The organism is Photobacterium angustum, assembly GCF_002954615.1.
Taxonomy (GTDB): domain Bacteria; phylum Pseudomonadota; class Gammaproteobacteria; order Enterobacterales; family Vibrionaceae; genus Photobacterium; species Photobacterium angustum_A.
This window is the reverse complement of the sequence record NZ_MSCJ01000002.1, coordinates 136965-151169: the sequence shown is the minus strand read 5'-3', so window position 1 is coordinate 151169 and position 14205 is coordinate 136965. Positions and strand designations below refer to the sequence as shown.

Below are 14205 nucleotides of genomic sequence, written 5' to 3'. Positions count from 1 at the left end.
GGTATGGTACGAGTGAAAAAGATTGTTATTTTTGATTCTGGTGTAGGTGGTTTATCTGTTTATAAAGAAATCTACAATCTTTTACCGCAAGTGCAATATATCTATGCCTTCGATAACGCCGCTTTCCCGTATGGTGAATTACCCGATAATGTCCTTATCGAACGTACCAACCATATTGTCTCGACATTAGTTGAACAGTACCAGGCCGACTTAGTTGTTATTGCGTGTAATACCGCAAGTACAATTGTATTACCGACCCTACGCCAAAATCTTAATATTCCTATTGTTGGCGTTGTTCCAGCGATTAAACCCGCTGCGAAGTTAAGTAATACCAAAGTCATTGGCTTATTAGCAACGCCGGCCACGGTTAAGCGTGAATATACGCAGCAGTTAATTAACCAATTTGCCAGTGATTGCGAAGTAAAAATGATCGGTTCAACCCGATTAGTAGAAATGGCTGAGCAAAAGCTACGTGGTGAATCTATTTCTCTAAATGAACTTAGTGATATTTTAGCGCCATGGCAGCAGCAAGTAGATAGTATTATCTTAGGCTGTACACATTTCCCATTAATTAAAGAAGAAATAAAAGCCGTTCTTAATAATGAAGTGAGTATTGTGGACTCCGGTAAAGCGATAGCTTTGCGCGTATCGTCCTTGTTAGGGTTATCTGAACAAGAAAAACAACGCCATAATGAAATCATTAACCTTACATACAGCAGCGCCGCTACAGAAAGTGTAGCGGCGCTGAATAAAAGTTTACGTCAGATAGAGTTGGGTACTATTCAGTCTCTGAAATATCCGTATCCGCGTTTTTAGGTTCATTAGCTTCACGTACTTTTAATGTACGTTGGCCATATTCTTTATTGTTTAATTGCTCGATAGCACTATCGGCATCTAAGCTACTCATCACAACAAAGCCAAAGCCTCTTCGCTTGCCTGTGCGTTTATCTTTCATTAGACGTACAGCAAAAACATCGCCATGTTCAGCGAATAGATTTTTAACATCGGTCTCATTAGCGCGATAAGGAAGGTTACCAACGTAAAGGGTTTTGCTGCTTTGAGAGGTTTCAGTATTATCGATAGGGGTAGCTTCTTTAGGTGTTTGCATGAAGTAAAGTGCAGCACCGACAGCGATAGCACCTAAAGCAAAGCTAATAGAAGAAGGAAGAGTAGGAATAAGGGTAAGAATTAATGCACCGACAATAGCAATTACTATCGCGGTTATTATGGTTTGATTATTTGATTTCATATTTAATTAAACTACATCGTCAAAATGGAAGGAAGAATGCGTATTGTTTCTTTTAACATCGAACTCACAATGATATTACTTTCATTGAGTTGTAATTACTAGCGAGTGAACAATCAGTTCATCAAATGTTGTAATTACAAGCATATCAATCACAGTAGATGAAATAACAAGCAAATACATTATTTTTTTTAAAAAAGACTTGTCAGAGTGATCGAAGTCTCTATAATGCCGCTCCATCGAAAGGGAACACGAGCAAACAAATGATCGAGTTCAAACTTTTTGAATTAATAATATCGAATAACGATTAAATCTTTGGTTTGACCAAGGGTAGTCAATAAGAAAGTTTAAAATTAGAACTTCTTCTTGACTACAGTTAAGGGCTGAGTAGAATACCTATCCCTGACCAATACAAAGTATTGAGTCAACGTTCTTTAATAATTTGACCATGCAATCTGTGTGGGCACTCGTTGAAAAGTTAAGTCAAAAGATTTATCAATGATACTAGTGACCAATACAAATAACTCATCTCTTTATAGAGAAGGATTATTTGGCACAGTCAATTCAAATATCCTAACTAGCTTCTAGTTAGCGGTATTTTAACAGTATTCATTGAGCCGGTCGAAAGACCAACAAAACTTTAATTGAAGAGTTTGATCATGGCTCAGATTGAACGCTGGCGGCAGGCCTAACACATGCAAGTCGAGCGGTAACAGATTGATAGCTTGCTATCAATGCTGACGAGCGGCGGACGGGTGAGTAATGCCTGGGAATATGCCCTGATGTGGGGGATAACTATTGGAAACGATAGCTAATACCGCATAATCTCTTCGGAGCAAAGAGGGGGACCTTCGGGCCTCTCGCGTCAGGATTAGCCCAGGTGGGATTAGCTTGTTGGTGGGGTAATGGCTCACCAAGGCAACGATCCCTAGCTGGTCTGAGAGGATGATCAGCCACACTGGAACTGAGACACGGTCCAGACTCCTACGGGAGGCAGCAGTGGGGAATATTGCACAATGGGGGAAACCCTGATGCAGCCATGCCGCGTGTATGAAGAAGGCCTTCGGGTTGTAAAGTACTTTCAGTTGTGAGGAAGGCGTTGATGTTAATAGCTTCAGCGTTTGACGTTAGCAACAGAAGAAGCACCGGCTAACTCCGTGCCAGCAGCCGCGGTAATACGGAGGGTGCGAGCGTTAATCGGAATTACTGGGCGTAAAGCGCATGCAGGTGGTTTGTTAAGCAAGATGTGAAAGCCCGGGGCTCAACCTCGGAACAGCATTTTGAACTGGCAGACTAGAGTACTGTAGAGGGGGGTAGAATTTCAGGTGTAGCGGTGAAATGCGTAGAGATCTGAAGGAATACCGGTGGCGAAGGCGGCCCCCTGGACAGATACTGACACTCAGATGCGAAAGCGTGGGGAGCAAACAGGATTAGATACCCTGGTAGTCCACGCCGTAAACGATGTCTACTTGGAGGTTGTGGCCTTGAGCCGTGGCTTTCGGAGCTAACGCGTTAAGTAGACCGCCTGGGGAGTACGGTCGCAAGATTAAAACTCAAATGAATTGACGGGGGCCCGCACAAGCGGTGGAGCATGTGGTTTAATTCGATGCAACGCGAAGAACCTTACCTACTCTTGACATCCAGAGAACTTTCCAGAGATGGATTGGTGCCTTCGGGAACTCTGAGACAGGTGCTGCATGGCTGTCGTCAGCTCGTGTTGTGAAATGTTGGGTTAAGTCCCGCAACGAGCGCAACCCTTATCCTTGTTTGCCAGCACGTAATGGTGGGAACTCCAGGGAGACTGCCGGTGATAAACCGGAGGAAGGTGGGGACGACGTCAAGTCATCATGGCCCTTACGAGTAGGGCTACACACGTGCTACAATGGCGTATACAGAGGGCTGCCAACCAGCGATGGTGAGCGAATCCCAGAAAGTACGTCGTAGTCCGGATTGGAGTCTGCAACTCGACTCCATGAAGTCGGAATCGCTAGTAATCGTGAATCAGAATGTCACGGTGAATACGTTCCCGGGCCTTGTACACACCGCCCGTCACACCATGGGAGTGGGCTGCACCAGAAGTAGATAGCTTAACCTTCGGGAGGGCGTTTACCACGGTGTGGTTCATGACTGGGGTGAAGTCGTAACAAGGTAGCCCTAGGGGAACCTGGGGCTGGATCACCTCCTTACCTAAAGACTTACTGTTTAATGCAGTGTCCACACAGATTGCTTGGTTAAAATGTAAGAGAGCCACTTAATGTTGCCCAACAACATTAAGTATGAACATTGTCCCGTTCGTCTAGAGGCCTAGGACACCGCCCTTTCACGGCGGTAACAGGGGTTCGACTCCCCTACGGGACGCCAATGGGTCGTTAGCTCAGTTGGTAGAGCAGTTGACTTTTAATCAATTGGTCGCAGGTTCGAATCCTGCACGACCCACCATTCTTTCTCACGAAGGAAGTAAAACTATCGTGGGCGATTAGCTCAGTTGGGAGAGCACCTCCCTTACAAGGAGGGGGTCACTGGTTCGAGCCCGGTATCGCCCACCACTCTCTAAAAGTTTTCTGCACGGAATTCGCAGATTTAATGAAGAATACCTTTGTTAAGTCCGCATTTTTGTCGCTGAAAATCGTTAGAAAGTGGTTATCGTTAGATAATTGCATGCTCTTTAACAATCTGGAAAGCTGACTAGTAAATTCAATCGATAGATTGATTTAAAAATGTTCTTCGAAAGAAGAACGAGTTCTCAAACAATACACATTCAAGTGTCTGTGTTTGCTTTCACTTTTTAAAAGTGAAGACAAATAAATGAGTCCGGCGAAAAACCAACGTTTAATACTTTCTTGATCGAAGTGTTAAACACAAACCTTGGTTGTTTGAACATACGAAACCTCTTGGGGTTGTATGGTTAAGTGACTAAGCGTACACGGTGGATGCCTTGGCAGTCAGAGGCGATGAAGGACGTATTAACTTGCGATAAGCCCAGAGAAGGTAGTAAAAACCGGTGACTCTGGGATTTCCGAATGGGGAAACCCACGTGCATAAGCACGTATCGTGTTGTGAATACATAGCAGCACGAGGCGAACCGGGGGAACTGAAACATCTAAGTACCCCGAGGAAGAGAAATCAACCGAGATTCCGGTAGTAGCGGCGAGCGAAACCGGATTAGCCCTTAAGCTAGTTTTGCGTTAGGTGAAAGTTCTGGAAAGTTCTGCGATACAGGGTGATAGCCCCGTAACCGACAACGCATTATCAGTGAAAACGAGTAGGACGGGACACGTGATATCCTGTTTGAATATGGGGGGACCATCCTCCAAGGCTAAATACTCCTGACTGACCGATAGTGAACCAGTACCGTGAGGGAAAGGCGAAAAGAACCCCTGTGAGGGGAGTGAAATAGAACCTGAAACCGTGTACGTACAAGCAGTAGGAGCCCACTTGTTGGGTGACTGCGTACCTTTTGTATAATGGGTCAGCGACTTAATTTTAGTAGCAAGGTTAACCGTTTAGGGGAGCCGTAGGGAAACCGAGTCTTAACTGGGCGAATGAGTTGCTAGGATTAGACCCGAAACCGAGTGATCTAGCCATGGGCAGGTTGAAGGTGAGGTAACACTTACTGGAGGACCGAACCGACTAATGTTGAAAAATTAGCGGATGACTTGTGGCTAGGGGTGAAAGGCCAATCAAACTCGGAGATAGCTGGTTCTCCCCGAAAGCTATTTAGGTAGCGCCTCGGACGAATACTACTGGGGGTAGAGCACTGTTAAGGCTAGGGGGTCATCCCGACTTACCAACCCTTTGCAAACTCCGAATACCAGTAAGTACTATCCGGGAGACACACGGCGGGTGCTAACGTCCGTCGTGAAGAGGGAAACAACCCAGACCGCCAGCTAAGGTCCCAAAGTTATAGCTAAGTGGGAAACGATGTGGGAAGGCTCAGACAGCCAGGATGTTGGCTTAGAAGCAGCCATCATTTAAAGAAAGCGTAATAGCTCACTGGTCGAGTCGGCCTGCGCGGAAGATTTAACGGGGCTAAGCTATACACCGAAGCTGCGGCAATGAAGTTTACTTCATTGGGTAGGGGAGCGTTCTGTAAGCCGTTGAAGGTGAATCGTAAGGTTTGCTGGAGGTATCAGAAGTGCGAATGCTGACATGAGTAACGATAAAGGGAGTGAAAAACTCCCTCGCCGGAAGATCAAGGGTTCCTGTCCAACGTTAATCGGGGCAGGGTAAGTCGACCCCTAAGGCGAGGCCGAAAGGCGTAGTCGATGGGAAACGGGTTAATATTCCCGTACTTCTTATAATTGCGATGGAGGGACGGAGAAGGCTAGGTGAGCCTGGCGACGGTTGTCCAGGTCCAAGTATGTAGGCTGATGGTTTAGGCAAATCCGGACCATCTTAAGGCTGAGATACGATGTCGAGTTACTACGGTAACGAAGTCATTGATGCCATGCTTCCGGGAAAAGCTTCTAAGCTTCAGATTATAAGAAATCGTACCCCAAACCGACACAGGTGATCAGGTAGAGAATACCAAGGCGCTTGAGAGAACTCGGGTGAAGGAACTAGGCAAAATGGTACCGTAACTTCGGGAGAAGGTACGCTCCTAGCGGTGATGAGACTTGCTCTCTAAGCTGCCGGGAGTCGCAGATACCAGGTGGCTGCAACTGTTTATTAAAAACACAGCACTGTGCAAAATCGAAAGATGACGTATACGGTGTGACGCCTGCCCGGTGCCGGAAGGTTAATTGATGGGGTTAGACTTCGGTCGAAGCTCTTGATCGAAGCCCCGGTAAACGGCGGCCGTAACTATAACGGTCCTAAGGTAGCGAAATTCCTTGTCGGGTAAGTTCCGACCTGCACGAATGGCGTAATGATGGCCACGCTGTCTCCACCCGAGACTCAGTGAAATTGAAATCGCAGTGAAGATGCTGCGTCCCCGCGGCTAGACGGAAAGACCCCGTGAACCTTTACTATAGCTTGGCACTGAACATTGACCCTACATGTGTAGGATAGGTGGGAGACGTTGAAGCAACCGCGCCAGTGGTTGTGGAGTCAATCTTGAAATACCACCCTTGTATGCTTGATGTTCTAACGTTGGTCCCTTATCGGGATTACGGACAGTGCCTGGTGGGTAGTTTGACTGGGGCGGTCTCCTCCCAAAGAGTAACGGAGGAGCACGAAGGTGGGCTAATCACGGTCGGACATCGTGAGGTTAGTGCAATGGCATAAGCCCGCTTGACTGCGAGAATGACAATTCGAGCAGGTGCGAAAGCAGGTCATAGTGATCCGGTGGTTCTGAATGGAAGGGCCATCGCTCAACGGATAAAAGGTACTCCGGGGATAACAGGCTGATACCGCCCAAGAGTTCATATCGACGGCGGTGTTTGGCACCTCGATGTCGGCTCATCACATCCTGGGGCTGAAGTCGGTCCCAAGGGTATGGCTGTTCGCCATTTAAAGTGGTACGCGAGCTGGGTTTAGAACGTCGTGAGACAGTTCGGTCCCTATCTGCCGTGGGCGTTGGATGATTGAGAGGGGCTGCTCCTAGTACGAGAGGACCGGAGTGGACGAACCGCTGGTGTTCGGGTTGTGTCGCCAGACGCATTGCCCGGTAGCTAAGTTCGGAATCGATAACCGCTGAAAGCATCTAAGCGGGAAGCGAGCCTCAAGATGAGTCATCCCTAGACCTTTAAGGTCTCTAAAGGGTTGTTGAAGACTACAACGTTGATAGGTCGGGTGTGTAAGTGCTGCGAGGCATTGAGCTAACCGATACTAATTGCCCGTGAGGCTTAACCATACAACACCCAAGGGGTTTTATCTCGTAAAGAGAAAAGCGGACTCCAAGTACACTTGAACGTGTAGAGAACACTAGTTAGATTTTCCCAGATTGCTATTTATTGTCTAATGACAATAAATAAAACCGAATTTGCTTGGCGACCATAGCGTTATGGACCCACCTGATCCCATGCCGAACTCAGTAGTGAAACGTAATAGCGCCGATGGTAGTGTGGGGTCTCCCCATGTGAGAGTAGGACATCGCCAGGCTTCAAATTTTAAAAGGCCATCCGAAAGGATGGCCTTTTTTCGTTTTAATACTTTTAAAGTTAGTTTGCATCTATAAAGTAGACCTACAGACCTACAGACCTACAGACCTACAGACCTACAGACCTACAGACCTACAGACCTACAGACCTACAGACCTACAGACCTACAGACCTACAGACCTACAGACCTACAGACCTACAGACCTACAGACCTACAGACCTACAGACCTACAGACCTACAGACCTACAGACCTACAACAGAATAGTATTTAATAAAGAGATGTATCACTGCAGTAAAGAGTTACTGCAGTGATAAAGGGTTTGAATTATAGAATTTGATTCAGGATGTGATCCGCTTTAACACGACGAATACGTGTAATGAGCTTTTTAACTTGAGCGGGATAATTATCAATTTTTTCAATTTGCTTATAACTACCAATAAGCTGGGTATGTTCGAGAATACAATCTAATTCTTGTTGTTGCTGCTCGGCGAGTAGTTGATTTTTGTCATGAATTAAAATCGCATTTTCAAGATCAAGTTTCCAAGCTCGTGGATTGAGGTTATTCCCCGTTACCAACATATAACGGCGATCTACCCAAAGCCCTTTTAAGTGAAAGCTATTATTATCGTGTTTCCATAAATGGATCGCTAATTGACGATGTGCAATAGCGGCTTCATTATGTTTAGCAAAATTACGTAAATTGACTTCATATAAATAAGGTAACCCAGCAATAGTCTTAAAAGGCTCTGATGGTGGAATATAAAAGTCATTTGCTGTTTTATCACCAACAATGATTGTGATCTTTACACCGCGCTTAAGGGCTTTCTTTACTTCGCGACTTACCATTCTTGGAAAGTTAAAGTAGGGAGTACAAATAGTCAGCTCAGATTGTGCACTAGCGATGAGCGTACAAATATCCTGATTAAGTTTGTTCTTACGTTTCCCTAAACCTATCAGAGGTGTTAATCCTACCTCGTCATCTTTAATCTCATCCGGCTCAAAATGGTAGATAGCTTGTTGTAGTTCGGAGCGTAGATCTCGAATTGCCGTCTTCAATGACTTTGTATCGGGTCTTTCTGGTTGTGCTAGGCAGTTAACTGCATTACTCGAAACAAGTATGTCAATAATGAACTGCGCCATGCTGTTAGCTAGCTTTTCATTTTTAATGACGTGGTAGCGGTCGTAACGGTAACGGTCATGTTGAGCTAGATACACATCATTTAAGCTTGCACCGCTATAAATAACATTATCATCAATAACAAAGCCTTTCAGGTGAAGGACACCGAACACTTCTCGATTACGAACGGGAACGCCAAGCACATCGATCTTGTGAGTATATTTTTCTGCGTACTCACGATATAGCGCGGCATTGCCATCGGACTGACTGGCGCCAATTAAGCCTCGTTGAGCTCTATGCCAATCAACTAATACCTTTATATCAAGTTCGGGGTTGAGTTGCTTAGCTTCATACAGAGCGGTAAGCACACCTCTTCCTGCTTCATCATCTTGGAGATATAAGGCAACTAAGTAAATGCGTTCTTTAGCTGATTTTATTTCTTGATATAGACGCTCTCTAAACGAATTTGCATCAAAAAGAGTCTCTAAATTCTCGGGCTTGTGCGCAATACATGGCAGTTGTTCGATGAGCTGCCTGTTAGCAATAGCTGAATCCATTATCGCCTCGTTTACACGATCTATAAGTAGATGAATTTTGATTAAGGGATCAATTATACCAGAAAAAAAGCGAAGTCAATGTATCTAGTGTTTAGATATGTTTTTGCTCATGCTTTCTGAGGTAAGTGTATCAATAAATAACATTGGAATTAGATTCTTACCGCTATTGGCATAGCGTTGAAAACGTTGCTTGATATTATTGGGAAGGTTTTCGCTATTAATAGTTTGAAACCCTGAGTTTTGATAGAAAACTTCTAACTCTTGAAATGCAAAGCAATAGCATGCTTGTTGGTTCATTTGATTACGGCATGCTTCAATGAGCTTATAAGCAATACCTTGTAAACGATACTCTGGGATGACAAGCATTCCTGTCAGTAGTTGTATATCATCAATAGTTTTAAATCGTACGGATGCAATAATACTGTTGTTTGATTCTGCAACCCAGATTGTTTCATCTCTCTTTGCTTTTCCTGATGGGTAGAATGACTTGTATATTTTATTAACTAAAGGCAAGCGAATAGGATCAAGTTGACGATAAATAATTTGAGACATGGGAAAACACTGCGTTGTTGAATGGGATCAGGTAAAATAGTTTCAATTCGTATAGAAAAGTATAAAGATTTGGTTGTGAATTAACATGAAAGTTTTACATGAAAATGGGTTAGCGCCTTATCACACCTTTGGGATTGATGTATCGGCGAAATACATACTTGAAGCATCAAGTGTTGAAGATCTCCTTGCTATTTGGCAGGACGAAACATATCAGGAAGTCCCTAAGTTAGTTGTTGGTCAAGGAAGCAACTTACTTTTTTGTGAAGATTACCAAGGCGCTATCATTTTAAACCGCATTAAAGGTATTAATGTGGTCGATAGTGCCGAGTATGTTGATTTACATGTAGGGGGCGGTGAAGACTGGCATGCATTTGTGTCTTGGGCCGTTGAAAATGGGTTTAATGGCCTTGAGAACCTAGCACTCATCCCTGGTTGTGTGGGGTCGTCCCCGATACAAAATATTGGCGCTTATGGCGTAGAATTAAAAGATGTCTGCCAGTATGTTGATGTATTAAATGTACAAACAGGGGAAGTGAAGCGTTTGATGGCTGATGAATGCCATTTCTCATATCGAGATTCAATTTTTAAGCGAGAGTTAAAAGATCACCACATTATTACAGCAGTAGGTTTTCGCTTAACTAAAGCTTGGTCTCCGAAAATAGCCTATGGCCCATTAGCAAAATTCTCGCTCGATACCGTTACAGCCAAAGAGATTTTTGATGAAGTGTGCGCCATTCGCCGTGAAAAACTGCCTGATCCGCAGGTTATGGGGAATGCAGGTAGTTTTTTCAAAAACCCAATTATTTCGTTAGACGTACGTGACTTTCTTTTGTCTGAGTACCCTAACATGCCAAATTACCCAGTGGACGAAACTCATTGTAAGTTAGCTGCGGGTTGGTTGATTGATCAATGTGGTTTGAAAGGTTACCAAATTGGTGGTGCTAAAATTCACCAGCAACAAGCACTCGTATTAACGAATGTTGGTAATGCAACTGCACATGATGTACTTCAGCTAGCACAGTATGTTGTCGATACGGTAATGACTAAATTTGGTGTCTCTCTTGAGCATGAGGTGCGTTTTATGGCACATAATGCTGAAACTAATCTCAACGAGATGCTGCGATGAAAGATCATACCGTACGACTAGCTTTGATTCAGTTACTCTCAGATGGTGAATTTCATTCAGGTGAAGTATTGGGACAAACGCTGGGTATGACTCGTGCTGCAATCGCGAAACAAATTCAAGTCATTCAACAGTGGGGGCTTGATATTTTTAGGGTGCAAGGCAAAGGTTATTGTCTTGCATCGGCGATTGATTTACTTGATAAGCAGCAGATTTTAGCGAAAGTTAAGTGTCCCCATCTTGATTTAATTCCTGTCATCGACTCAACCAATCAATATCTTCTAGATAGAGTAGGGCAGCTGCCAAGCGGTAGCGTATGTTTGGCTGAATATCAAGAAGCTGGCCGTGGACGACGAGGTCGACAATGGGTTTCACCTTTTGGTAGCAACCTGTACCTTTCCATTTACTGGCGTTTAGAAGCTGGTATGGCTGCGGCAATGGGGCTGAGTTTAGTTGTCGGTGTCGCGATTGCTGAAACTCTCCAAAAACTTGGTGCAGATGATGTTCGAGTTAAATGGCCTAACGATATTTATTATCAGGATAAAAAGCTAGCTGGTATTCTTGTTGAAATGACAGGTCAAGCAGGGGATGCCGCACACTTAGTGATTGGAATGGGGCTAAATATTAATATGCCACTAACAGAGCAAAGTGAGATCACGCAAGCGTGGACAACACTGTCGCAAGCTTGTGATAGCTTACCGTCTCGAAATATCTTAGCGGCTACATTGATCTCACACCTTAATCAAACACTCTGTGATTATGAACACCAAGGTTTAGTTGGCTTTGTTGAACGCTGGAATAAAATAGATAACTTTTTAAACCGCCCTGTGAAATTATTAATCGGTGAGCGAACCATCGAAGGTACTGCTCGCGGGATTGATGCTCAAGGGGCTTTACTACTGGAAACCGACACTGGTATTACACCGTATATCGGCGGTGAAATCAGCCTTAGAGGTTGCTGATGCAATTATTAATTGAAGCAGGCAATACTTACGTCAAAGTTGCCTTACTGACCCAAAATGAACACATTGAACAAATTGGTAAATACCCAAGTAAAAAATTAGAGCTTGTTTTACAACCGTTACTGGAAGGTAATGTTGAGCGTATTGTTTTTGCGAGTGTCGGACCAGTTGAGGTTGATAATACGATTCAGCGTATTGCCCAAATGGCCAATATTCCGGTTACTCAAGTAAAAACTGCACGTGAAGACTTCGGTGTTGTTAATGCATATTCTGAATATCAATATCTTGGCGTTGACCGTTGGCTAACTCTAGTTGCTATTCGCCAAAGCTTTGAGCAACCTACGGTGATTGTTGATATAGGCACGGCATTAACGTTTGATGTTATGGACAGTGATGGAAAACATCTTGGTGGTTGGATCATGCCTGGTTATCAGTTAATGATGAAATCAGTGCTAGAGAACACGACCAAGGTGTTTTCTGATAGTGAGCATAGTGAATCATTAACACTGGCAAATAATACCGCTGATGGTTTAAAGAATGGCTGTCGTGCTGCTTTGGTTGGATTAATTGAATTTGGTTTAAAACAAGCATCTGCAGAATTAAATGAAGCTCCCGCGGTTATTCTATGCGGTGGCGGTGTTCGTCATTTGCCAAAATCGTGGTGTAAGCCTTTTTATCATCGCTCGGAGTTGGTACTTGAAGGGTTAGGATTGTATGCAAAGCGCGGTTAATGCCCAAAATTACGACAATTAAATAAAAAACAATAAAAAAAACACGTTAGGGTATTGCAACAAAAATAATCATTATCTAGAATGCGCACCACTAACGCCGACTTAGCTCAGTAGGTAGAGCAACTGACTTGTAATCAGTAGGTCACCAGTTCGACTCCGGTAGTCGGCACCAGTTTTAAAAAATTTCGGTGGGGTTCCCGAGTGGCCAAAGGGAGCAGATTGTAAATCTGCCGGCACTGCCTTCGAAGGTTCGAATCCTTCCCCCACCACCATTTTCAAATGGTTGAATAGCTCTACGAGATACAAGTTCTGCGGGCATCGTATAATGGCTATTACCTCAGCCTTCCAAGCTGATGATGCGGGTTCGATTCCCGCTGCCCGCTCCACATTTCTTGTGTGCTGATATAGCTCAGTCGGTAGAGCGCACCCTTGGTAAGGGTGAGGTCGGCAGTTCAAATCTGCCTATCAGCACCACTCTCAAGCCCTAATTCATCCATTTGTTATATACTCAACAAACCCATGTTTGGTTGTGTGGTCGTAATGCCACCTAATACCGTGCCCAGAGGGACTATCCATGTCTAAAGAAAAATTTGAACGCGTAAAACCGCACGTAAACGTTGGTACTATCGGCCACGTTGACCACGGTAAAACAACTCTAACTGCTGCTATCTGTACTACACTTGCAAAAGTGTACGGTGGTGTTGCTAAAGACTTCGCATCTATCGATAACGCTCCTGAAGAGCGCGAGCGTGGTATCACAATCTCAACTTCTCACGTTGAGTACGATACTCCAACTCGTCACTACGCACACGTTGACTGTCCTGGACACGCCGATTATGTTAAAAACATGATCACTGGTGCTGCTCAAATGGACGGCGGTATCCTAGTTGTTGCTGCAACTGACGGCCCAATGCCACAAACACGTGAGCACATCCTACTTGGTCGCCAGGTTGGTATTCCTTACATCATCGTATTCATGAACAAGTGTGACATGGTTGATGATGAAGAACTACTTGAGCTAGTTGAGATGGAAGTTCGTGAACTTCTTTCTGAGTACGACTTCCCAGGTGATGATTGCCCAGTAATCATGGGTTCTGCTCTAGGCGCTCTAAACGGCGAGAAAGAGTGGGAAGACAAGATTGTTGAACTAGCAGAAGCGCTAGATTCATACATTCCTGAGCCAGAGCGTGCTATCGATCTACCATTCATTCTTCCAATCGAAGATGTATTCTCAATCCAAGGCCGTGGTACTGTTGTAACTGGTCGTGTTGAGCAAGGTATCATCAAAGTTGGTGACGAAGTTGCTATCGTTGGTATCGTAGACACTATTACAACTACTTGTACTGGTGTTGAGATGTTCCGTAAGCTTCTTGACGAAGGCCGTGCTGGTGAGAACGTTGGTGTTCTTCTACGTGGTACTAAGCGTGACGAAGTTCAACGTGGTCAAGTACTTGCTAAGCCAGGTTCAATCACTCCACACACAACTTTCACTTCAGAAATCTATGTTCTTTCTAAAGATGAAGGTGGTCGTCACACTCCTTTCTTCAAAGGTTACCGTCCACAGTTCTACTTCCGTACAACTGACGTAACTGGTACTATCGAGTTACCAGAAGGCGTAGAAATGGTAATGCCTGGTGATAACATCGCTATGACTGTTACTCTAATCGCTCCAATCGCGATGGACGAAGGTCTACGTTTTGCTATCCGTGAAGGTGGCCGTACAGTTGGTGCTGGTGTTGTTGCAACTATCGTTGCTTAAGTTACGATGATTTCGTTGAATTTAATTTGACGACAGCGCACAAAAAAGGGCATCATTTGATGCCCTTTTTCTACACTTTAATATAAAAATGCATATTTTTTGTTCAAGTGGTAGA

Annotated in this window: 8 protein-coding genes, 7 tRNA genes and 3 rRNA genes; 15 read left to right on the top strand and 3 right to left on the bottom strand. The window is 44.4% G+C overall.

From position 1 onward, the window contains the following. Positions 1-3 precede the first annotated feature (3 nt). On the top strand, positions 4-816 hold the full coding sequence (gene murI / locus BTO08_RS14375; protein ID WP_105061421.1) for a glutamate racemase: 813 nt from the start codon (positions 4-6) through the stop codon (positions 814-816). Here the strand turns inward: murI and BTO08_RS14370 are convergent. Further along, complete coding sequence (locus BTO08_RS14370) at positions 779-1249, bottom strand: RNA recognition motif domain-containing protein (protein ID WP_005372573.1); 471 nt, start codon at positions 1247-1249, stop codon at positions 779-781. The genes murI and BTO08_RS14370 overlap by 38 nt on opposite strands. Positions 1250-1887: 638 nt before the next feature. Here BTO08_RS14370 and BTO08_RS14365 point away from each other — a divergent pair. The 6 genes from BTO08_RS14365 (at position 1888) to rrf (ending at position 7288) form a co-directional block, all read left to right on the top strand. Continuing rightward, positions 1888-3432 (top strand): 16S ribosomal RNA (locus BTO08_RS14365). A gap of 99 nt (positions 3433-3531) precedes the next feature. Beyond that, positions 3532-3607 (top strand) — tRNA-Glu (locus tag BTO08_RS14360). A gap of 2 nt (positions 3608-3609) precedes the next feature. Beyond that, a tRNA-Lys gene (locus BTO08_RS14355) sits at positions 3610-3685 on the top strand. Positions 3686-3716: 31 nt separating this feature from the next. Then, a tRNA-Val gene (locus tag BTO08_RS14350) sits at positions 3717-3792 on the top strand. Between the two features lie 357 nt (positions 3793-4149). After that, positions 4150-7040: ribosomal RNA gene (locus tag BTO08_RS14345) — 23S ribosomal RNA — on the top strand. Positions 7041-7172: 132 nt separating this feature from the next. Beyond that, positions 7173-7288: ribosomal RNA gene (gene rrf / locus BTO08_RS14340) — 5S ribosomal RNA — on the top strand. The 16S, 23S and 5S rRNA genes sit together here with 3 tRNA genes alongside, the layout of an rRNA operon. Before the next feature lie 325 nt (positions 7289-7613). Here the strand turns inward: rrf and pssA are convergent. Continuing rightward, positions 7614-8963 (bottom strand): CDP-diacylglycerol--serine O-phosphatidyltransferase, encoded by a 1350-nt coding sequence (gene pssA / locus BTO08_RS14335; RefSeq protein ID WP_105061420.1) that lies wholly within the window; start codon positions 8961-8963, stop codon positions 7614-7616. An 84-nt stretch (positions 8964-9047) separates the two neighbouring features. Next, positions 9048-9515, bottom strand: coding sequence for a GNAT family N-acetyltransferase (locus tag BTO08_RS14330; protein WP_105061419.1), 468 nt, complete (start codon positions 9513-9515; stop codon positions 9048-9050). Positions 9516-9600: 85 nt separating this feature from the next. Here BTO08_RS14330 and murB point away from each other — a divergent pair, with 85 nt between their 5' ends. From murB to tuf, 8 genes are all read left to right on the top strand, one after another. Further along, positions 9601-10641 (top strand): UDP-N-acetylmuramate dehydrogenase, encoded by a 1041-nt coding sequence (murB, locus tag BTO08_RS14325; RefSeq protein WP_105061418.1) that lies wholly within the window; start codon positions 9601-9603, stop codon positions 10639-10641. After that, positions 10638-11600: a bifunctional biotin--[acetyl-CoA-carboxylase] ligase/biotin operon repressor BirA gene (gene birA / locus BTO08_RS14320; protein WP_105061417.1), complete on the top strand. Its 963-nt coding sequence runs from the start codon at positions 10638-10640 to the stop codon at positions 11598-11600. The genes murB and birA overlap by 4 nt, the downstream gene beginning before the upstream one ends. Further along, positions 11600-12331 carry a type III pantothenate kinase gene (locus BTO08_RS14315; RefSeq protein ID WP_105061416.1) on the top strand — a complete coding sequence of 244 codons (732 nt, stop codon included), beginning with the start codon at positions 11600-11602 and terminating at the stop codon, positions 12329-12331. Before birA ends, BTO08_RS14315 begins: the two co-directional genes overlap by 1 nt. Positions 12332-12427: 96 nt before the next feature. Next, positions 12428-12503, top strand: a tRNA-Thr gene (locus BTO08_RS14310). A 15-nt stretch (positions 12504-12518) separates the two neighbouring features. Further along, a tRNA-Tyr gene (locus BTO08_RS14305) sits at positions 12519-12603 on the top strand. Between the two features lie 39 nt (positions 12604-12642). Further along, a tRNA-Gly gene (locus BTO08_RS14300) sits at positions 12643-12717 on the top strand. A gap of 12 nt (positions 12718-12729) precedes the next feature. Further along, positions 12730-12805: transfer RNA gene (locus tag BTO08_RS14295), tRNA-Thr, on the top strand. A 100-nt stretch (positions 12806-12905) separates the two neighbouring features. Beyond that, positions 12906-14090: an elongation factor Tu gene (gene tuf / locus BTO08_RS14290; RefSeq protein WP_105061082.1), complete on the top strand. Its 1185-nt coding sequence runs from the start codon at positions 12906-12908 to the stop codon at positions 14088-14090. Positions 14091-14205: the final 115 nt, after the last annotated feature.

What these genes read in the sequence shown, in the direction of transcription:
- BTO08_RS14315 (WP_105061416.1), top strand. Translation starts at nt 11,600, where the DNA reads ATGCAATTATTAATTGAAGCAGGCAATACTTACGTCAAAGTTGCCTTA.
- BTO08_RS14370 (WP_005372573.1), bottom strand. Translation starts at nt 1,249, where the DNA reads ATGAAATCAAATAATCAAACCATAATAACCGCGATAGTAATTGCTATT.
- pssA (WP_105061420.1), bottom strand. Translation starts at nt 8,963, where the DNA reads ATGGATTCAGCTATTGCTAACAGGCAGCTCATCGAACAACTGCCATGT.
- birA (WP_105061417.1), top strand. Translation starts at nt 10,638, where the DNA reads ATGAAAGATCATACCGTACGACTAGCTTTGATTCAGTTACTCTCAGAT.
- BTO08_RS14330 (WP_105061419.1), bottom strand. Translation starts at nt 9,515, where the DNA reads ATGTCTCAAATTATTTATCGTCAACTTGATCCTATTCGCTTGCCTTTA.
- murB (WP_105061418.1), top strand. Translation starts at nt 9,601, where the DNA reads ATGAAAGTTTTACATGAAAATGGGTTAGCGCCTTATCACACCTTTGGG.
- murI (WP_105061421.1), top strand. Translation starts at nt 4, where the DNA reads ATGGTACGAGTGAAAAAGATTGTTATTTTTGATTCTGGTGTAGGTGGT.
- tuf (WP_105061082.1), top strand. Translation starts at nt 12,906, where the DNA reads ATGTCTAAAGAAAAATTTGAACGCGTAAAACCGCACGTAAACGTTGGT.